Source organism: Streptomyces sp. NPDC038707 (assembly GCF_040636485.1).
GTDB lineage: Bacteria > Actinomycetota > Actinomycetes > Streptomycetales > Streptomycetaceae > Streptomyces.
This window is the reverse complement of sequence record NZ_JBEZUP010000016.1, coordinates 20,000-39,689: the sequence shown is the minus strand read 5'-3', so window position 1 is coordinate 39,689 and position 19,690 is coordinate 20,000. Positions and strand designations below refer to the sequence as shown.

At 71.1% G+C, this 19,690-nt stretch carries 18 protein-coding genes and 1 pseudogene; 13 read left to right on the top strand and 6 right to left on the bottom strand.

What is annotated here, in order from left to right; all coding sequences use genetic code 11:
• Positions 1 to 261: 261 nt before the first annotated feature.
• From AB0E62_RS22350 to AB0E62_RS22335, 4 genes are read left to right on the top strand one after another with little or no spacing between them, the layout of a single operon-like run.
• On the top strand, positions 262 to 2,817 hold the full coding sequence (locus tag AB0E62_RS22350) for a sensor histidine kinase KdpD (RefSeq protein ID WP_362196376.1): 2,556 nt from the start codon (positions 262 to 264) through the stop codon (positions 2,815 to 2,817).
• A complete protein-coding gene (locus AB0E62_RS22345; protein ID WP_362196373.1) occupies positions 2,814 to 3,500 on the top strand; it encodes a response regulator in 687 nt (228 codons plus the stop codon). The genes AB0E62_RS22350 and AB0E62_RS22345 overlap by 4 nt, the downstream gene beginning before the upstream one ends.
• A gap of 59 nt (positions 3,501 to 3,559) precedes the next feature.
• Entirely contained in the window at positions 3,560 to 3,958 is a 399-nt protein-coding gene (locus AB0E62_RS22340; protein ID WP_078844252.1) for an OB-fold nucleic acid binding domain-containing protein, read from the top strand.
• Positions 3,959 to 3,961: 3 nt separating this feature from the next.
• Positions 3,962 to 4,738, top strand: a complete 777-nt coding sequence (locus AB0E62_RS22335; protein ID WP_362196370.1) for a DUF3159 domain-containing protein — start codon at positions 3,962 to 3,964, stop codon at positions 4,736 to 4,738.
• A gap of 64 nt (positions 4,739 to 4,802) precedes the next feature.
• Here AB0E62_RS22335 and AB0E62_RS22330 read toward each other — a convergent pair whose 3' ends face one another.
• Positions 4,803 to 5,471, bottom strand: coding sequence for a TrkA family potassium uptake protein (locus AB0E62_RS22330; protein WP_362196367.1), 669 nt, complete (start codon positions 5,469 to 5,471; stop codon positions 4,803 to 4,805).
• Complete coding sequence (locus tag AB0E62_RS22325) at positions 5,471 to 6,142, bottom strand: TrkA family potassium uptake protein (RefSeq protein WP_362196364.1); 672 nt, start codon at positions 6,140 to 6,142, stop codon at positions 5,471 to 5,473. The genes AB0E62_RS22330 and AB0E62_RS22325 overlap by 1 nt, the downstream gene beginning before the upstream one ends.
• A gap of 385 nt (positions 6,143 to 6,527) precedes the next feature.
• Here AB0E62_RS22325 and AB0E62_RS22320 point away from each other — a divergent pair, with 385 nt between their 5' ends.
• From AB0E62_RS22320 to AB0E62_RS22305, 4 genes are all read left to right on the top strand, one after another.
• Positions 6,528 to 8,630 (top strand): APC family permease, encoded by a 2,103-nt coding sequence (locus AB0E62_RS22320; protein WP_362196361.1) that lies wholly within the window; start codon positions 6,528 to 6,530, stop codon positions 8,628 to 8,630.
• A gap of 121 nt (positions 8,631 to 8,751) precedes the next feature.
• Positions 8,752 to 10,089 (top strand): TRAM domain-containing protein, encoded by a 1,338-nt coding sequence (locus AB0E62_RS22315; protein ID WP_362196358.1) that lies wholly within the window; start codon positions 8,752 to 8,754, stop codon positions 10,087 to 10,089.
• A 292-nt stretch (positions 10,090 to 10,381) separates the two neighbouring features.
• The gene (locus tag AB0E62_RS22310; RefSeq protein WP_030566796.1) at positions 10,382 to 10,576 is read left to right on the top strand and encodes a ribbon-helix-helix protein, CopG family; all 195 of its coding nucleotides are present in this window, start codon (positions 10,382 to 10,384) and stop codon (positions 10,574 to 10,576) included.
• Positions 10,573 to 10,965, top strand: coding sequence for a type II toxin-antitoxin system death-on-curing family toxin (locus AB0E62_RS22305; RefSeq protein WP_362196355.1), 393 nt, complete (start codon positions 10,573 to 10,575; stop codon positions 10,963 to 10,965). Before AB0E62_RS22310 ends, AB0E62_RS22305 begins: the two co-directional genes overlap by 4 nt.
• Positions 10,966 to 11,173: 208 nt before the next feature.
• Here AB0E62_RS22305 and AB0E62_RS22300 read toward each other — a convergent pair whose 3' ends face one another.
• Positions 11,174 to 11,938 (bottom strand): transposase family protein, encoded by a 765-nt coding sequence (locus AB0E62_RS22300; protein ID WP_362196352.1) that lies wholly within the window; start codon positions 11,936 to 11,938, stop codon positions 11,174 to 11,176.
• Here AB0E62_RS22300 and AB0E62_RS22295 point away from each other — a divergent pair.
• The 5 genes and pseudogenes from AB0E62_RS22295 (at position 11,842) to AB0E62_RS22275 (ending at position 17,443) form a co-directional block, all read left to right on the top strand.
• A complete protein-coding gene (locus AB0E62_RS22295; RefSeq protein ID WP_362196695.1) occupies positions 11,842 to 12,633 on the top strand; it encodes an RNaseH domain-containing protein in 792 nt (263 codons plus the stop codon). The genes AB0E62_RS22300 and AB0E62_RS22295 overlap by 97 nt on opposite strands.
• A 347-nt stretch (positions 12,634 to 12,980) precedes the next feature.
• The gene (locus tag AB0E62_RS22290) at positions 12,981 to 16,013 is read left to right on the top strand and encodes an AAA domain-containing protein (RefSeq protein ID WP_362196349.1); all 3,033 of its coding nucleotides are present in this window, start codon (positions 12,981 to 12,983) and stop codon (positions 16,011 to 16,013) included.
• A 321-nt stretch (positions 16,014 to 16,334) separates the two neighbouring features.
• A pseudogene (locus AB0E62_RS22285) lies at positions 16,335 to 16,592 on the top strand (helix-turn-helix transcriptional regulator); the annotation flags it as partial.
• Positions 16,593 to 16,850: 258 nt separating this feature from the next.
• On the top strand, positions 16,851 to 17,228 hold the full coding sequence (locus tag AB0E62_RS22280; protein ID WP_362196346.1) for a hypothetical protein: 378 nt from the start codon (positions 16,851 to 16,853) through the stop codon (positions 17,226 to 17,228).
• Positions 17,183 to 17,443: a DUF1772 domain-containing protein gene (locus tag AB0E62_RS22275; RefSeq protein ID WP_362196343.1), complete on the top strand. Its 261-nt coding sequence runs from the start codon at positions 17,183 to 17,185 to the stop codon at positions 17,441 to 17,443. Before AB0E62_RS22280 ends, AB0E62_RS22275 begins: the two co-directional genes overlap by 46 nt.
• Before the next feature lie 232 nt (positions 17,444 to 17,675).
• On the opposite strand, the gene AB0E62_RS22270 is transcribed toward AB0E62_RS22275, so the two are convergent.
• The 3 genes from AB0E62_RS22270 to AB0E62_RS22260 are packed head-to-tail and all read right to left on the bottom strand — an operon-like array spanning position 17,676 to position 19,683.
• Complete coding sequence (locus AB0E62_RS22270; protein WP_362196340.1) at positions 17,676 to 18,665, bottom strand: class I SAM-dependent methyltransferase; 990 nt, start codon at positions 18,663 to 18,665, stop codon at positions 17,676 to 17,678.
• Entirely contained in the window at positions 18,662 to 18,886 is a 225-nt protein-coding gene (locus AB0E62_RS22265; protein WP_362196337.1) for an MbtH family NRPS accessory protein, read from the bottom strand. The genes AB0E62_RS22270 and AB0E62_RS22265 overlap by 4 nt, the downstream gene beginning before the upstream one ends.
• Positions 18,887 to 18,918: 32 nt before the next feature.
• Complete coding sequence (locus AB0E62_RS22260; protein ID WP_362196334.1) at positions 18,919 to 19,683, bottom strand: alpha/beta fold hydrolase; 765 nt, start codon at positions 19,681 to 19,683, stop codon at positions 18,919 to 18,921.
• Positions 19,684 to 19,690: the final 7 nt, after the last annotated feature.

The following is a 19,690-nucleotide window of genomic DNA, read 5'->3' as shown; positions in this document are numbered from 1 at the left end:
GGGTTCAGCAGGTTTGTACGGGCCGTGCCTTCGAAGGGCGCGGCCCGTTTTTTGCGGGGGCGCGCCGTCCGGGATGCCTGTCCGTTGCCGGGTGCGGCGCCGTTGTGGTCGCTCGCGCAGTTCCCCGCGCCCCTTCGGGTGCGCTGTCGTCAGGGTTGCGTCAAAGTTGCCCCCCGCTCGTCCCTCCGGGCCTGATCGGCCCGCCGGGCGGCCGTAAGGTCGACGCTGCGCAGGTTTCGGGCACGGAAAGACAATGTGGGCATGGGACGCGGCACGCTTCGGATCTACCTCGGTGCGGCACCGGGCGTGGGCAAGACCTACGCCATGCTCGCCGAGGCGCACCGCCGTACCGAGCGGGGAACGGACTGCGTGGTCGCGTTCGTCGAGCACCACGGCCGGCCGCGCACCGAGGTGCTGCTGCACGGGCTGGAGCAGGTGGCGCGCGGCCGGCTGGAGTACCGGGGTGCCGTCTTCGAGGAGATGGACGTGGACGCCGTGCTGCGGCGGGCCCCCGCCGTCGCCCTCGTGGACGAGCTGGCCCACACCAACGTCCCCGGCTCCCGCAACGCCAAGCGCTGGCAGGACGTGGAAGAGTTGCTGGCCGCCGGCATCGACGTCGTCTCCACCGTCAACATCCAGCACCTGGAATCACTCGGCGACGTCGTGGAGTCGATCACCGGGGTGCGCCAGCGCGAGACCGTCCCCGACGAGGTCGTGCGCCGGGCCGGCCAGATCGAGCTGGTCGACATGTCCCCGCAGGCGCTGCGCCGCCGCATGGCGCACGGCAACATCTACGCGCCGGACAAGGTCGACGCCGCCCTGTCCAACTACTTCCGGCCCGGCAACCTGACCGCCCTGCGCGAGCTGGCGCTGCTGTGGGTGGCCGACCGGGCCGACGAGTACCTGACCCAGTACCGCAGCGCCCACCGGGTCTCGGCGATATGGGGCTCCCGGGAGCGGATCGTGGTGGGCCTGACCGGCGGCCCCGAGGGACGTACGCTCATCCGCCGGGCCGCCCGGCTCGCCGAGAAGGGCGCCGGCGGGGAGGTCATGGCCGTCTACATCGCCCGCAGCGACGGGCTGACCTCGGCCTCCCCGAAGGAGCTGGCCGTCCAGCGCACCCTGGTGGAGGACCTTGGCGGAACGTTCCACCATGTGGTCGGCGACGACATACCGGCCGCCCTTCTCGACTTCGCGCGCGGGGTGAACGCCACCCAGATCGTGCTGGGCTCCTCCCGCCGCAAGACCTGGCAGTACGTCTTCGGGCCCGGCGTCGGCGCCACGGTCGCCCGGGACTCCGGGCCCGACCTGGACGTGCACATCGTGACCCACGAGGAGGCCGCCAAGGGCCGGGGACTGCCCGTGGCCCGCGGCGGCCGGCTCGGGCGGGCCCGGATCCTGTGGGGCTGGGCGGTCGGGCTGGCCGGCCCGGTCGTGCTCGCGCTCGGCCTGAACACCGCCGGCCTCGGCCTCGCCAACGACATGCTGCTGTTCCTGGCCGTCACCGTCGCCGCGGCCCTGCTCGGCGGCCTGCTGCCCGCGCTGGCCTCGGCGGCCTTCGGCTCGCTGCTGCTGAACTACTTCTACACCCCGCCGCTGCACCGGCTGACCGTCGCCGACCCCAAGAACATCGTCGCCATCGCGATCTTCTTCGGGGTCGGCATGGCGGTCTCCTCGGTGGTCGACCTCGCCGCCCGGCGCACCGACCAGGCGGCCCGGCTGCGCGCCGAGTCGGAGATCCTCTCCTTCCTCGCCGGCAGCGTGCTGCGCGGCGAGACCAGCCTGGAGGAGCTGCTGGAGCGGGTCCGCGAGACCTTCGCCATGGAGTCGGCCGCCCTGCTGGAGCGGGAGAGCGACGTGGCACCCTGGACCTGCGCCGGCCGGGCCGGCTTCGGACCGCCGCTGGAGCGCCCCGAGGACGCCGACGTGGACATGCCCGTGGGCGACCACATGGCGCTCGCGCTCACCGGCCGGGTGCTGCCCGCCGCGGACCGCCGGGTGCTGGCCGCCTTCGCCGCCCAGGCGGCCGTGGTCCTCGAGCGCCGGCGCCTCCAGGAGGAGGCCGACCGGGCCCGCGCGCTCGCCGAGGGGAACCGCATCCGCACCGCCCTGCTGGCCGCCGTCAGCCACGATCTGCGCACCCCGCTGGCCGGCATCAAGGCCGCCGTGTCCTCCCTGCGCTCCGACGACGTGGCCTGGTCCGAGGAGGACCGGGCGGAGCTGCTGGAGGGCATCGAGGAGGGCGCCGACCGGCTCGACCACCTCGTGGGCAACCTCCTCGACATGTCCCGCCTCCAGACCGGCACGGTGACGCCGCTGATCCGCGAGATCGACGTCGACGAGGTCGTGCCGATGGCCCTGGGCGGCGTGCCCGAGGACAGCGTCGGCCTCGACGTGCCCGAGACGCTGCCGATGGTCGCGGTGGACCCCGGGCTGCTGGAGCGGTCGGTGGCCAACCTGGTCGAGAACGCCGTCAAGTACAGTCCCCCCGGGCGGCGCGTCCTGGTGACCGCCAGCGCCATCGCCGACCGGGTCGAGGTGCGCGTGGTGGACCGCGGGCCCGGCGTGCCGGACGACGCCAAGGAGCGCATCTTCGAGCCCTTCCAGCGCTACGGCGACGCTCCGCGCGGGGTCGGCGTCGGGCTCGGCCTCGCGGTCGCCCGGGGCTTCGCCGAGGCCATGGGCGGCACCCTCACCGCGGAGGACACGCCGGGCGGCGGGCTCACCATGGTGCTGAGCCTGCGCGCGGCCGGACCGCGCCCCGAGCCGCTCCCCGCCGGGGAGTCCCGTACCGAACCGGAAAGGCACACCATATGACCCGGGTGCTCGTGGTCGACGACGAGCCGCAGATCGTGCGCGCCCTCGTGATCAACCTCAAGGCACGCGCGTACGAGGTGGACGCGGCCCCCGACGGCAGGACCGCGCTCGACCTCGCCGCCTCCCGCCGCCCCGACGTGGTCGTCCTCGACCTGGGCCTGCCCGACATGGACGGCGTGGAGGTCATCAGGGGCCTGCGCGGCTGGACCCGGGTGCCGATCCTGGTGCTGTCCGCCCGGCACTCCTCCGACGAGAAGGTGGAGGCCCTGGACGCGGGCGCCGACGACTACGTGACCAAGCCGTTCGGCATGGACGAACTGCTGGCCCGGCTGCGGGCCGCGGTGCGCCGGGCCGAGCCGGCCGGGCCCGGCGACGACGACCTGACGACCGTGGAGACCGAGGGCTTCACCGTCGACCTCGCCGCGAAGAAGGTCCACCGCGACGGCAAGGACGTCCGGCTCACCCCGACCGAGTGGCACCTGCTGGAGGTGCTGGTGCGCAACACCGGGCGCCTCGTCGGCCAGAAGCAGCTGCTCCAGGAGGTGTGGGGGCCGTCGTACGGCACCGAGACCAACTACCTGCGGGTGTACATGGCCCAGCTGCGGCGCAAGCTGGAGGCCGATCCCTCGCACCCGAGGCACTTCATCACCGAGCCGGGCATGGGGTACCGGTTCGAGAAGTGAGCCGGCGGGCGCTCCCAGCGCCCTGTCAGCCCTGCCGGCCACCCCGGTACGCTTCACATATGACTGCTGTTCCTCGTTCCGAAAAGCCGGCCGGCCGGTTCCGGCGCATGCTCGACCGGCTCTCCTCGTCGCAGGAGGACCTGGAGTCCGAGGAACTGCGCGAGGACGCCGAGACGGCGGGCTGCATCAAGATAGGCGACTGCCACGACCGGCAGATCGTCACCGTAACTGGTACCTTGCGCACGGTCACCCTGCGCCCGCGTGCCGGAGTGCCGGCCCTGGAGGCCGAACTCTTCGACGGCTCCGCCGCGCTGGACGTCGTGTGGCTCGGCAGGCGCTCCATCGTCGGGATCGAACCGGGGCGCAAGCTGATCGCATCGGGCCGGATCTCGATGAGCCGGGGCCGCCGCGTGCTGTTCAACCCGAAATACGAACTGCGACCCCTCGGACGGGAGTAGCCGGTGACGTCCCTCGACAAGCCGACCGAAGACACCGACCAGACTCAGCCCCAAGACGCCCGCGCGGTGACCGAGGCGGCGCTCTTCGAGGCCTTCGGCGGGGTCCGCGGCATGGTCGAGACGGTCGTGCCGGGCCTGCTCTTCGTCACGGTCTTCACGATCAACAAGAACCTGAACCTGTCCGCGATCGCCGCCCTGGCGGTGTCCGTGGTGCTGGTCGTGGTCCGGCTGGTCATGCGGGACACCGTCAAGCACGCCTTCAGCGGGGTCTTCGGCGTGGCCTTCGGCGTCGCCTTCGCGAAATTCACCGGCGACGCCAAGGACTTCTACCTTCCCGGCATGCTGTACACGCTGGGCCTGGCGGTGGCGTACATCGTCACCACCCTCGCCGGAGTGCCCCTGATCGGCCTCATCCTGGGTCCGGTCTTCAAGGAGAACCTCTCCTGGCGCACCCGCAACCCGGGCCGCAAGAAGGCGTACACCAAGGCCAGCTGGGCCTGGGGCCTGATCCTGCTCGCCAAGTGCGCGATCCTCTTCCCGCTGTACTGGTGGGCCGACACCACCCAGCTCGGCTGGGTCCTGGTCGCCCTGAAGATCCCGCCGTTCCTGCTCGCGGTCTGGCTGACCTGGGTCTTCCTGGCGAAGGCCCCCGCACCCATCGACGTCTTCGCGGAGATGGAGGCGCAAGAGAAGGCAGAGAAGGCCGAGAAGGAGCGCAAGGCCGCCCTGGTCGCCGAGACCGGTGAGCCCGACGGGGGGCGGCACCGCCGGGGGGCGTGAGCGGCCGTCGTACGACGGGAAAGGGCGCCCTTGTCACCAAGGGCGCCCTTCCGCGTGTCCGGGCTCAGTCCTCGCGCCGCACCGAGAGCAGCTCCTCCAGCTGCTCCTCCCGGGCCTGGGCGGCCACGAACAGCAGCTCGTCGCCCGGCTCCAGGGAGTCCTCCTTGGAGGGGGTCAGCACCCGGGTACCGCGGATGATCGTGACCAGGGAGGTGTCCTGCGGCCACTCCACGTCCCCCACCTGGGTGCCGGCCAGGGCCGACTCCTCGGGCAGGGTCAGCTCCACCAGGTTGGCGTCGCCGTGGCTGAAGCGCAGCAGCCGGACCAGGTCACCGACGCTCACCGCCTCCTCGACCAGCGCGGACATCAGCCGCGGGGTGGAGACGGCCACGTCCACGCCCCAGGCCTCGTTGAACAGCCACTCGTTCTTGGGGTTGTTCACCCGGGCGACGACGCGCGGGACGCCGTACTCCGTCTTCGCGAGCAGCGAGACGACCAGGTTCACCTTGTCGTCGCCGGTCGCGGCGATCACGACGTTGCAGCGCTGGAGCGCCGCCTCGTCCAGGGAGGTGATCTCGCAGGCGTCGGCGAGCAGCCACTCCGCCTGCGGGACGCGCTCGACCGAGATGGCGGTCGGCGCCTTGTCGATCAGCAGGACCTCGTGGCCGTTCTCCAGCAACTCGCCCGCGATCGAGCGGCCGACCGCGCCGGCCCCGGCAATGGCGACCCTCATCAGTGACCGCCCTCCTCTTCCGGGCCACCGGCGAACGCCGCCTCGACCTCGTCCACGTCGTCCGTCCGCATCATCACGTGCACGAGGTCGCCCTCCTGCAGCACCGTCTGGGAGGTGGGCAGGATCGCCTCGCCCAGCCGGGTCAGGAACGCCACCCGGACGCCCGTCTCCTCCTGCAACTTGCTGATCTTGTGGCCGACCCACTTCGGGGAGGCGTGCACCTCGGCGAGCTGCACCCCGCCGGTGGGGTCGCGCCACAGCGGCTCGGCGCCCGAGGGCAGCAGCCGGCGCAGCATCTGGTCGGCGGTCCAGCGGACCGTGGCCACGGTGGGGATGCCCAGGCGCTGGTAGACCTCGGCGCGCCGGGGGTCGTAGATGCGGGCCGCCACGTTCTCCACGCCGAACATCTCGCGGGCCACCCGGGCGGAGATGATGTTGGAGTTGTCACCGCTGGAGACCGCGGCGAAGGCGCCGGCCTCCTCGATGCCCGCCTCGCGCAGGGTGTCCTGGTCGAAGCCGACGCCGGTGACCCGGCGGCCCCCGAAGCCCGGGCCCAGCCGGCGGAAGGCGGTGGGGTCCTGGTCGATCACGGCGACCGTGTGGCCCTGTTGCTCCAGGGTCTGGGCAAGCGCGGAACCCACTCGTCCGCAGCCCATGATGACGATGTGCACGACCGTCCTTCCGGTGTCCAAAAGTTACTGCTCAAGGATCAGGGTCTCAGACCCGGCCCCGAAGCCGCACACGGGCGCCACACGCTCCCGTACGCCCCGCCCGGAGCGGCGCGAGCCGCCGGGTGGCGATCCGGCGAGTGATCCTGCGCACGCCGCACCGGGTCAGGATTCCGAGGCCGGACGGCACGGGCCGCGCCCCGCGCGGCACCGCGGGCGCGGGTGGCCGGCCCCCCGGGCACGACGGCAGACGGCGTTTGCCTCCCCGGCACAGCGGGCACCCACCACCACGGATTCCGAAGTTCCGTGTGCCGCCGCATTCCCTCGTGAGGCAGATGCAGCACGCCGGGTGGGCGGGTGCCAGTGGGAAGGCTTACGATCCTCTCTCGTGTCCAAACTGACCGACGTGCCCAAACGGATTCTGATCGGGCGCGCACTGCGCAGTGACCGGCTGGGTGAGACCCTCCTGCCGAAGCGCATCGCACTCCCCGTCTTCGCCTCCGACCCGCTGTCCTCCGTCGCCTACGCGCCGGGGGAGGTCCTGCTGGTCCTGTCCATCGCGGGCGTGTCGGCGTACCACTTCAGCCCCTGGATCGCCGTCGCGGTCGTCGTGCTGATGTTCACCGTGGTCGCCTCCTACCGGCAGAACGTGCACGCCTACCCGAGCGGCGGCGGCGACTACGAGGTCGCCACCACCAACCTCGGCCCCCAGGCCGGCCTCACCGTGGCCAGCGCCCTGCTGGTGGACTACGTCCTGACCGTCGCCGTCTCCATCTCCTCCGGCATCGAGAACCTCGGCTCCGCGGTCCCCTTCGTGGTCGAGCACAAGGTGCTCTGCGCCGCCGCCGTCATCGTGCTGCTGACGCTGATGAACCTGCGCGGCGTGAAGGAGTCCGGCAAACTCTTCGCGATCCCGACGTACGTGTTCGTCGGCGGCGTCTTCATCATGATCCTCTGGGGCGCCTTCCGGGGCCTGGTCCTCGGCGACACCATGCGCGCCCCCACGGCCGACTACCACATCAAGGCCGAGCACCAGGGCCTCGCCGGCTTCGCGCTGGTCTTCCTGCTGCTGCGCGCCTTCTCCTCCGGCTGCGCGGCCCTCACCGGCGTCGAGGCGATCTCCAACGGCGTCCCGGCCTTCCGCAAGCCCAAGTCGAAGAACGCGGCCACCACGCTCGCGATGATGGGCCTGCTCGCCGTCACCATGTTCTGCGGCATCATCGCCCTCGCGATGACGACCAAGGTCCGCATGGCCGAGACCCCGGCCACCGACCTGCTGCACCACGGAGTCCCGGTCGGCTCCGACTACGTCCAGAACCCGGTCATCTCGCAGGTCGCCGAGGCGGTCTTCGGCAAGGGCAGCTTCCTGTTCGTCCTGCTCGCCGCCGCCACCGCGCTGGTGCTGTTCCTGGCCGCCAACACGGCCTACAACGGCTTCCCGCTGCTCGGCTCGATCCTCGCCCAGGACCGCTACCTGCCGCGCCAGCTGCACACCCGCGGCGACCGGCTCGCCTTCTCCAACGGCATCGTCCTGCTCGCCGGCGCGGCCATGCTGCTGGTGTTCATCTACGGCGCCGACTCCACCCGGCTGATCCAGCTGTACATCGTCGGCGTGTTCGTGTCCTTCACGCTCAGCCAGACCGGCATGGTCCGGCACTGGAACCGGCACCTCGCCGCCGAGAAGGACCCCGCCAAGCGCAGCCACATGGTCCGCTCCCGCGCGATCAACGCGTTCGGCGCCTTCTTCACCGGCCTGGTGCTGGTCGTCGTGCTGGTCACCAAGTTCACCCACGGCGCCTGGGTGGCCCTGCTCGGCATGTGCATCTTCTACGCGACGATGACCGCGATCCGGAAGCACTACGACCGGGTGGCCGAGGAGATCGCCGCGCCCGAGGGCCCGAGCGACGACCTGGTCCGCCCCTCCCGCGTCCACTCCGTCGTCCTCATCTCCAAGATCCACCGGCCCACGCTGCGCGCCCTCGCCTACGCCAAGCTGATGCGCTCGGACACCCTGGAGGCGCTGACCGTCAACGTCGACCCGGCCGAGACCAAGGCGCTGCGCGAGGAGTGGGAACGGCGCGGGATCGACGTCCCGCTGAAGGTGCTGGACTCGCCGTACCGGGAGATCACCCGCCCGGTGATCGAGTACGTCAAGAGCCTGCGCAAGGAGTCGCCGCGCGACGCGATCTCCGTGATCATCCCCGAGTACGTGGTCGGCCACTGGTACGAGCACCTGCTGCACAACCAGAGCGCCCTGCGCCTGAAGGGCCGCCTGCTCTTCACGCCCGGCGTGATGGTCACCTCCGTCCCCTATCAGCTCGCCTCCTCCGAGGTCGCCCGGGCCCGCGCCCGCAAGCGGCAGGAGTGGAACGCCCCGGGCGCCGTCCGCCGCGGCCCGGCCGTGGAACGGACCAAGGAGCCGTCGGGGCCGTCGGGGCTGTCGGGGGCGTCGGGGTCTTCGGGGTCTTCGGGGTCTTCGGGCAAGGGCTGAGGCGGGATCGGGGCGGGCGGGGAAGGCCGTAGACTGGTGGGCTGAGCGCCCGCCGGCCCCGTCCCTCTGTCCCTCCCCTCTCTCTCTTCGTCTTCTCTCTTCGATCTGGAGTCGTCCCACCATGCAGGCAGAACCGACCAAGTCTCCGGTGTCTCTGGTGGGTGAGGAGTACGAGGTCGAGATCGGCCCCGTCGCCCACGGCGGCCACTGCATCGCCCGTACCGCCGAGGGGCAGGTGCTGTTCGTCCGGCACGCGCTGCCCGGCGAGCGGGTGGTGGCCCGGGTCACCGAGGGCGAGGAAGGCGCGCGTTTCCTGCGCGCGGACGCCGTACGGATCCTGGAGCCGTCCAAGGACCGCATCGAGGCGCCCTGCCCCTTCGCCGGCCCCGGCCGCTGCGGCGGCTGCGACTGGCAGCACGCCAAGCCGGGCGCCCAGCGCCGCCTCAAGGCCGACGTGATCGCCGAACAGCTCCAGCGGCTGGCCGGCCTCACCCCCGAGGAGGCCGGCTGGGACGGCACGGTGGTCCCGGCCGAGGGCGACAAGCTGCCCGCCGGCCAGGTCCCGCAGTGGCGCACCCGGGTGCAGTACGCCGTCGACGCCGAGGGCCACGCCGGACTGCGCCGGCACCGCTCGCACGAGGTCGAGCGCATCGACCACTGCATGATCGCCGCGGCGGGCGTGAGCGAGCTGGGCATCGAGAAGCGGGACTGGACCGGCATGGAGTCGGTCGAGGCGATCGCGGCGACCGGCTCGCAGGACCGCCAGGTGGTCCTCACCCCGCGCCCCGGTGCCCGGCTGCCGCTGGTGGAACTGGACCGGCCGGTGTCGGTCCTGCGGGTGGACGAGAAGTCCGGCGGTGTGCACCGCGTCCACGGCCGCCCCTTCGTCCGCGAACGCGCGGACGGCCGCACGCACCGGGTCGGTGGCGGCGGCTTCTGGCAGGTCCACCCGAAGGCGGCGGACACGCTGGTCACGGCGGTGATGCAGGGCCTGCTGCCGCGCAAGGGCGACATGGCCCTGGACCTCTACTGCGGCGTCGGCCTGTTCGCCGGCGCCCTCGCCGACCGCCTCGGCGAGCAGGGCGCCGTCCTCGGCATCGAGTCCGGCAGGCGGGCGGTGGAGGACGCGCGGCACAACCTGGCCGACTTCCCGCGGGTCCGCGTCGAGCAGGGCAAGGTCGAGTCGGTCCTGCCGCGCACCGGCATCACGGAGGTCGACCTCATCGTCCTCGACCCCCCGAGGGCGGGCGCGGGCCGCCAGACGGTGGCCCACCTCTCCACCCTCGGCGCCCGCCGCATCGCCTACGTCGCCTGCGACCCCGCCGCCCTGGCCCGCGACCTGGCCTACTTCCGGGAGGGCGGATACCGGGTGCGGACGCTGCGGGCGTTCGATCTGTTTCCGATGACGCATCATGTCGAGTGTGTCGCGATCCTTGAGCCTGCCGAGAAGGGCCGCTGACCTGCCGTTTCGCATTTCAGGGGGTCAGCTCGGTCCTTTTCGCTCGCGGAATGCGCCGACTGAGGGTCGCTTGTGCAGAACGCTCTGAGCTGTAGGTTCAGGGGTCGGCGTGGGTCTCGCGGCGACGTGGCGATGCGCGATGCAGAATTTCTGACGCTCGGATGACGCTCGAATATCGGAAGCCTCAACCTCGGACCTCTCCGGCCCTGGGCCGCAGACCGGGGCCGTCGGCGCGGGGCAAGGCGGCTGGTATCACCTCGCCGCTCAGATACCAGTCCGGTATCATTCCTGTATGGCGATGACACTCCGACTCCCCGAAGACCTTGACGCGAAGCTCACCGAGCGGGCTCGTCGGGAGGGTCGCAGCAAGCAGGAACTTGCCATCGAGGCCATCCGTGACGCCCAGCACCGGGCCGAGCTGAAGGTCGATGACGTCCTGGCCGAGCTGATGGACAGCGATGCGGAGATCCTGGACTACCTGAAGTGATCCAAGTGCGCTACATCCATATCGACGAGGTCCTGGCCATCGCTCGCACGGTCAACGATACCGAGCACACCGTGCGTGACATGGGACTTTTGGTGTCAGCGATCGAACGGCCCCGAACGAACGTGTTCGGGGCCGAGCTGTATCCCACGCTGCACGAGAAGGCGGCGGCACTGCTGCACTCCGTCGCTCGCAATCACGCGCTGATCGACGGCAACAAGCGCACCGCCTGGCTTGCCATGCGTGTCTTCCTGCGGTTCAACGGCGTCAGCGCCAGTACCGCCCCGCCACCCGTTTCCGTGGCTGGCCCGTTCGTCGAGGAAGTCGCGCAGGACAACATCGATGTACCGGCTATTGCCAAGCGCCTGTCGGCCTGGTTCGCCGTTTCCTGACATTCGACGTCGTGGGTACGGACGGAATGCGGTTCTGGGAGCGGTGCTGGCTCCTGGCAGTCCGCCGGGGGACTGGCCCGTTCGTTCAGCGGGTGGATTCGTGAATTTTCGCGAGACGGGGCAGCGGGTCCGCTCGGCGCGAGAATGGCGTCCCACGCGCCTTCCCCTTTGGGCGGCAGGCAAGGTTCACATTGAGCCTTTTCCAACCTCATGCCGAGGCGTGATGAAGGGCGAGGACGGCCTGGACGATCGCGGTGATGCGGTTGGTGCTGCAGCGGAGCTTTCGTAGGAGGCGCCAGCCTTTCAGCGTGGCCATGGTCTGCTCGCCGAGGCACCGGATCTTGGCGTGTGTGCTGTTGCGCCGGCGCGGCCACCGCTCGATGCGGCGACCGCGGAAGGGTACTCGGACGGAACCACCGGCACCTTGACACGCCTTGTCGGCCCAGCACTTGAGGCCGGCGTCGGTGAGCGCGTCGACGATGCCGTGGGTGCGGGCGGCGGTCAGGTCGTGGGTCGGTCCGGGCAGGGCCGGTGAGGCCCACAGCAACCGCCCGAAGGGATCGGTGAGGGCCTGGACGTTCATGCCGTGACGTTTGTGTCTGCCCGAGTGGTACGGGGTGTCGGCGGCGATCCGGTCGATTGGTGGCAGGGTGCCGTCCAGGATCACGAACGCCTTGGTCCGGGCGGTGTCCATCGCCTCGGCCGGGGTGGGTGCGAGGGCGGCCGGCACATCGACGGCCTCGCGTATGCAGCGGATGTAGCGGTACACGGTCGCGACGCCGATTCCGAACCCGGCGGCGGGCTGGGCGTAGGTGTCACCGCATCGCGGACGGGCCAGGGCGAGGAGATCCTCACGGTTGGCGGTCAGCCGACGCCATCGGGTGCCGATCTCCCCTCGCCGGGCAGCGAGTCGTCCCGTCAGGCACCGCAGGGTGCGACTGGACAGGTCGATCGGCGACGGGTGGACAAGCACGCGAAGCTCCTGGTGGCTGCGGGCGATCTTGGTCGAGAACCCGTCCACCAGGAGCTTCGTCGTTCCACCGATCTGTCCGACACGCGGCCAGCACCGTCAGGCTGGAAAAGGCTCAGCGCTGGCCTGGCCTGCGCAACGGTGCACTGGACCGCGACATGCTCGGCTTCGGGGCCGAACCCGCCCAGCGGCACACGCTCTACGGCCACGACCTGCGGGTGCTGCTCGTACGGGACGCCAACGCCCGGGGTGAAGTGGCGGAGTGGTACGCCCACGACACCGAGGACGGGGTCGGCTTCGCCGAGGGTGTGTGGGGGACGGCGGATTCGGAGGGCCGTGTCTTCGCGAGTACGGCCTCGAAGCCGCACACGGTGGCGAAACTGCCGAAGGGGCTCATGAAACTGGTGCCCACGGCACAGGGCCGGACAGTGCCCGGGAAGACCGCGTGGAACCCCGGGCAACTGGAGATCACCGTGCTCGGCTGTCTGTCGGAGAAGGCGCTGACGGACTCGGGGCGTGCGGGTGACCCGCCCGACCGGCCGGCGGAGTGGGCGACGCTCGCGCACCAACTGCGTTACCACGACGACTACCCGCCGCTCGCCCGGCCTCTCCCGCTGCACTTGGCGCGTCTCGCCGGTGAGTACGTGCTTCCGGTGGCCGGAACGAAGCAAGCGGGGAGTACGTCATCCGCTTCCTGAGCGAGGTGCCGCCTGAATGGGGCGTCCAGACGATCGACGCTGATATGGATCAATGCTTCCCTCGTGTGAGCGCCGAAGCCTGGACCTGACCATGGGGACGGTGTCTGGTGCCCCCGGGGAAGGCGGGCTGCTTCCTCCATGTCCCGCGGCAGGAGTGGCGCAGCCTGGCGCACTCGTTCCAGGCTGCATGGCAGCGCGCCGTGGTCCACCACGATTCGGCAATGACCGGTTCTCTTGCTGAATCTCCCGCGTGGCCGGAAAGGCTCGTTCAGGTGTTCCGCACGCTTAAAGTCACTCTTCCTGACGCAGGCATGATGAAAGTCTTCTCGTAGCCGACGGGGGCGGGGTTGAGCGAGGGAACGGCGCTGCCGTATCCAGTGAAGGATCTGGTGACCGCGGCGCGCCTGGAGGTCGCCGCGGAGCTGCGCGGCGACGGGAAGGACGGCACCAAGGTCTCCCTTTCGGCGGGGCGTAGAACAGCTCGGGCCGACGGTAGGCACGAGTACGTGTTCGACTGCAGGAAATGGTCGGACGCGCTCGACGGCAAGCCGGCGCTCGTGCGCCCCTCCCGTTCCACCGGCCCTTGGTCGCCGGCCGAGGTCTCCCGCATGCCCGAGGGCAAAGTGCGCGTCGTCACCGAGGCGGACCTCGGGGCGGCACCGGCCCACGTGCAGATACGGGAGGACGACGCGGCCGCCTGGCGGGTGCTCGCGGAGCGCCTCGAATCCGTGGGGCAGCCGAACCACCCCGTCCGCCCGGCCAGCGCGGGGTGGGCCCTGGGGCAGGGCGCCCCCCGCCTGGGCAGGAGCGGCGCCGCCACCGCCCAGTGGGTCGCGGGCTGGAACTCGCTCAAGCTCAACCCACGGCAGCGCCAGGCCGTCGAGCAGGCCCTCGCCAGCGACGTACTGTTCCTCTGGGGACCGCCCGGCACGGGCAAGACCGACGTGGTCGGACACATCGTCGAGGGGTGCTACCGCCAGGGCCACTCGGTCCTCTTCCTCGCCCCGACCAAGGTTGCCGTGGATCAGGCCTTGGAGCGTATCTGCGAACTGCTGTCGGCCGAGCAGGGGTTCGACGAAGGCCTTGTGCAACGCGCCGGTGAGATCACGGTGGCCTCGCTGCGCGACAAGTACGGCGACAAGGTGGATCCGGAACGCATCGCCACGGCCCTGGGCGCCCGCATCGAGCGATCCCTCACCCAGCTCGCCACGGCTCTGCGGGAAACCCATGCGGGCATCGCCCTCCACGACAAGGTGGACGGTCTCCGTGCGGATCTCGCCAAGGCCCGGCAGAGCCGCAGCAGCGCGAGCCAGGAGCTGGCAGCACAGGTCGACGCGCGGAACGCCGCTCTCGGCGTGGTCCGAGCGGAAGAAGATCTCATCAGGAAGATCGGGACGCCGGGCGGCATGTTCGCGGGCCGCAAGCAGGCGAAGCTCGACGAGGCGCAGGGTCGCCTGCGCCAGGCCCGCGCCGCCGCCGAACGCGCGGTCGGGGCACAGGCCGCCGCGGAACAGCAGGCGCGCCTGGCCGGCAAGGAGGTCGAGGCCATCGAGCAGGAACTGGCGGCGCAGCGGCCGAGGCTCACCACTCTGCCGGCCCGCCCGGCCCTGGTCTCGCAGGCCGAGCACCTCCGTCAGCAGATCGGTGAGCTGGAGGAGCAGCGCCGGAAGATCGCCGACACCGTGCGTGCGAAGTGCCGCGTGCTCGGGGCCACGGTCACCAAGGCGGTGCAAACCCGCAAACTCCTCGACCGGATCGACGTCGTGGTCGTCGACGAGGCCGGGATGGTCGATCTGCCGTCCGCCTGGTACGTGGCCGGTCTGGCGGGCAAGCGGCTCGTGGTCGCCGGCGACTTCCGCCAGCTGCCCGCGGTGACGAAGGGCGACGGCGACCGCAAGGCCACACCGGAAGACCGCGAGCACGCGCGGCAGTGGACGGCCCGGGACGTCTTCCACGCCGCCGGACTCGTCAGCCAGGGTGGTTCCGTGGTGCCGGACGCCCGCCTCGTCGCACTCGACACCCAGTACCGCATGCGCGGTGCCATCTGCGACCTCGTGAACACGGTGGCGTACCCGGACGCGCCCCTCAGGACCGGCCGCGGCGACGACTCCCGCATCCCGTTCAACGGGCTCGTCGACGCGCCGCTCATCCTCATCGACACCTCCGCCCAGCGCATACCGGGCCGCGATCACCAGACCAACACCGTCCACGAGGCCGCCGTGCACGAACTCGTCCGGGGGCTCCAGTACGAGGGTGTGCTGCCCGGACGCAAGTGGCAGGACGTGCCTGCCGGGGAACGAGCCACCGACCGGCTCGCCGTGATCGCCCCCTACCGCAAACAGGTGCAGGCACTCGACAGCAGCCTCCGCTACCGATTCGGCCAGGAGTACGAGGGCCTGGTCGATACGGTGCACCGCTTCCAGGGCAGCCAGCGGCCCATCGTCATCGTCGACACCACGGCGGGAGCCGGCAGGCAACCCGGCTACTTCTACCAAGGGACCGGGCTGTCCTCCCACACCTGCCGCCTGCTCAACGTCGCCCTCAGCCGGGCCCAGGACCACCTCGTCGTCATCGCGGACGTCGAGCACCTGCGGGAGCACCTGCCCGTGACGAGCGAGGCCCGCCGGATGCTCGACCACCTGCAGGCGCACGCCCAGTGCGTCTCCGTCGACCAGCTCATCCCCGTGCGCGACGCCGCTCAACTCGCCGCACTGACCGAGGAGGAACTCGCCCGACCGGCCTTCTTCCCCGCGGATGAGGTGCCCAGGGCCGTGAGCTGGGACATCGACCGGGCCACACGCAGCATCGAGGTCTACTGCCCCTTCCTCGACCCCCGCCCGGTCCGCACCTGGTCGACCCAGTTGGCACAGCGCGTGGCCGAGGGCGTCGAGGTGACCGTCCGCACCCGCCCGCCGGAGGAGCAGACCACGGACGCGGCGGTGGAACGCGTCCGTGGCCTGGTCGAGCAACTGCGAGGTGCCGGCTGCCGTGTGGAGTTCCGCGAGCGCATGCACGAGAAGGTGCTGATCCTGGACGCCACCGTGCTCTGGCACGGATCACTCAATCTGCTGGCCAACTCGGGTCCGACGGATCTCATGATGCGCCTCACCGACCCCTCCGCGTGTGAGCGCGTGGGCCGCGTGATCGAACGGGCCCGCAAGGAACGGCCCGCCTGGAATCCGCGGTCGTCCCGTCAGCCGGACGCTTCCGCCGCGGCCTCCGGCGGGAGACGGTTGTACTTGAACGTCCCGTACGCGGAGAAGGACGAGGCCAAACGGCTGCTCGGTGCGCGCTGGGACGCTCAGCGACGGCAGTGGTACGTCGACGCCGACCGAGTCGGCCGAGAACAGGCAGCACGATGGCTGCCGCCTCAGTCCTGACCGGCCGCCAGTACGACGGCCGCGCCGAGGGGCGGCTGAAAGCGGTGGACGACGCCTCGTTCACCCTCGTCCCGTTCTCCGTGGCGCCGGAGGCGCGCGACGGGAGCGGGGTGACACTCGTGGGGTCGCCGCCGCCTTCGTCCTCGTGGGCGTGGCCCTCCTCCGCTGAACCTCCGGCAGGGCGCTTCGCGGCGGCCCCTTCCGGTGCTCGAGCGCCCCGGGCCGGGATCGTGCGGACCTACGTCGTCCTGCGCTCGCGAATCGAGACGCTCACGTATGCATGCGAGCCGGTCGGCCATGTACCGCCCCGCGCGCGGAGATTTCACCGAACTCGTCGGCGAGCCGCCGATGTCCTACCTGACCGGATGGCGGCTGACGCTCGCCTCCGAACTGCTGCGGGACCCGGACCTGTCCGTCGCCAACATCGCCCGGCGGGTGGGCTATTCGGGGCCGTTCGCGCTGAGCGCCGCGTTCAAGCGGGAACGGGGTGTCAGCCCGCAGGAGTTCCGCCGGGGCAAGCGGTCCGAGGAGACCCTGACCACCGGCTCGGACGGGCGGACGGTGATCCTCGGAACCTGAGGCGTGTCCGGCCGTCGGACTCCGGTCCGGTGAGCTGAGGGGAGGCGGGGTACGGAACGGGGCGCGGCCCGGTGGCGGATCTTCGGGGTGGCCACCGGAGCCCGCCCGGTGACGACCGCGTATGCGTCCGAGCGTGTGAAGCATGGACCGCATGCCCCTCCGCCTGCTGGGATGTTGCTCGAGCAGTACGGATGCTGCGCTTTCGCCCGCGTACCGTCCGTCAGCCGGGACAGCCCACCCGATCGACAGGACGGCAACGTGAGCCACTACCCTCCTCCCGGCCCGGCACCGGAGGCGCCGCCCGCCCGCCCGTCGGCGTTGCCGCCGTCAGGTCGTGACCGGGCCGCCGGGCCGCTCCTGGTGGCCTGTGTCCTGTGCACGGGTCTGATGGCCGGGCTGTTCTTCGCCTACGACGTCTCGGTCATGCCGGGCCTCGCGGAGCTGGACGACCGCACGTACGCGGCCGCCATGCAGCGCTTCAACGCGGTGATCGACGGCAGCCCGCTGTTCGGGCTGGTCTTCCTCGCCACGCTGGGCCTCACGGTCGCCTCCGCGGTCATGGCCTTCGGAGGAGACGGCTCGCGGTCGCCATGCCGCTGGTCGTCGCGGCCGTCTGCCACCTGGTGGTGCTCGTGATCACCGTCGCGGTGAACCTCCCGCTCAACGCGGAGCTGGCGGCGCTCGGAAACCCGGCCACCGGCGAGGATCTCCCGGGGGTGATCGAGGACTTCAAGTCGGTGTGGGTGCCGGTGAACGCCGTCCGGACCGTGCTGTGCCTGCTGAGCCTCGGGGCGCTGTGTTCCGCCCTGCTCCGCCACGGCCGCGCGACCGCGCCCTTCCGGCCGGTTTGACTTCCCGGCGGAAATCCGCGCGCCGGACAATGCGGCGACCAGGACCGGATTGCACTGCGTGCGGTCGCCGGCACGTCCCCCTTCGGGGCGGGAGTCGGCCGTGGTTCGGCGGGGGCGCCGGTGGCGGGCTGATGCGCCCGCACGACGGTGCGCGGCGCTGCAACGCGGAGGAGCGCACACAAGAAGGGCTGCCCCGGGGAGATCCCGCGGGGCGGCCCTTCTCAGGTGCGCGTCAGACGGCGGGCACCAGGTGGAACATCACGCTCTCCGCCGGTACGGAGATGGGGTGCTGCCCCGCCAGGCGCCAGCCCGCCTCCTCGAAGACGGGTCCCCACTCCTCCAGCGTCGGCAGGTAGTCGCCCATCACGGCGTGGGCGAACTCGAACGCCATGCTGAAGACGGGCATATCGGTGTCCGCGTACGTCGTCGTCCGCGTCGCGTCCGCGAGCAGGAAGTGCTTCAGGTCGGGGAACACCTCCCGGATGCGCCGCAACGACGCGACCGCCTCGGCGCGGGGCCAGAAGTCGTGGCCCATCATGAACGAGGTCAGCAGGTCGACTCCGGCGTACTCGGCGCGCGGTTCGAGCGCGGTGGCATCACCCCGCGTGATGCTGATGCGGTCCGCGAGGCCGGCCTCCGCCACCGCCTTGGTGGCGACCTCTATGGCCCCCTCGGCGGCGTCGATGCCGAGGCCGCGCACGCCCGGCCGGGCCTGGGCCAGCTTGATCAGCCTCTCACCGCTGCCACAGCCGAGGTCGGCCACGCAGGTGAAGTCGAGTTCGCTCACCACCGGCCAGAACACCGGGTCCCACCACTCGGCGTTGATCTCGCGGCAGGCGACGCTGATCGCCGCGGCGTCCCGCCGGTAGAAGGCGCCGGCCCTGTTCTCGTTGCGCATCAGGTCCGGGAGCGTGCTGAACAACTCGCCGCAGCCCCGGGTCATCCAGTGGAACAGGGACTTGGAGTGGTCCGCCTCCTCGAAGTTCGGGCCCGGCAGCACGGTGCCGCCCTCCCGGCGGACCACTTCGGCGGCGGCCAGCGCCCGGAACAGCTCACGCACCGAGCCCGCGTCCAGCTCGCGCTGCGCGGCGAAGGCGTCGGCGTCCAAGGAGCCCGCCTCCCGCAGCGCGTCGAAGATCCCGGCCTCCCATGCCGCGCTGACCGCCGAAGCCGCCAAGGCGTGGTTGTAGACCTCGGTCATCGTCACAGTCGCCCTGCTCATGCCACATCCCTCTTCATCGTGTTCGCCAAGCTCGTCGGACGCATGTCGGTCCATTGCTGTTCGATGTGTTCCAGGCAGGTCCGCCGGTCGCCTTCCGCGTGTGCGACCGTCCATCCGCCGGGGATCTCCGCGAAAGCCGGCCACAGCGCGTACTGGTCCTCGCCGTTCCTCAGAACGACGAAGGAGGAACTCGGCTCCGGCTCTTCCAGGGGTCTGCTCATATCCGTTTTCCGTCGTCGGTACGGGGGTGTCGTCAGACGCGCACGTTGCGCAGCCCGTCGGTGATGTGCTCCAGGACGACCCGCTCGTGCCGGTGCACGAAGAAGTGGTCGTCGTCCACGAGGTGCAGGGTGAAGTCGCGCGCCGTGTGGTCGCGCCACTTGTCCGCCGCCCACACGGGAACCTGGGGATCGCGCGTACCGCACAGGGCGGTGACCGGCACGGGCAACGGCGCCCGGGGGCGGTGGCGGTAGCTCGCCAGCACCGAGAAGTCGGCGCGGATGCGGGGGAGGCAGAGGTCGAGGAGGTCCTCGTCCTCGAACACCTCCTGCGGGGTGCCGCCGAGCCGTCGTATCTCCCTGACGAACTCGTCCCTCGGCAGATCGTGGATGCGCCAGGCGGGACGTTCCAGGTCGGGCGCCGCGCAGGCCGACACGGCGAGCAGTTCGGCGTGGTGCCCGGTCAACTCGTACAGGCGGTGCGCGAGTTCGTGGGCGAGCAGACCGCCCATGCTGTGCCCGAAGAGGGCGTAGCGCTCACCCGTCCACGGAGCGACGGCCCGGGCGAGGCGCTCGGCGAGCGCGTCGAAATCCTGCTCCGGCGGCTCGTGGAACCTGTTCTCGCGTCCCGGGAGCTGTACGGGTACGAACACCGCCTCCGGGACGTTCCGGCCGCTCCACGCGCGGTAGAGACCGGCGCCACCGCCCGCGTACGGGAGGCAGAAGACCCGGACCGGGGCCTCGGGGTCGGGGGCGCCGAAGGGGAACAGCACACCTGGGTCGTCAGCCTTGGTGCTCATACGGTCC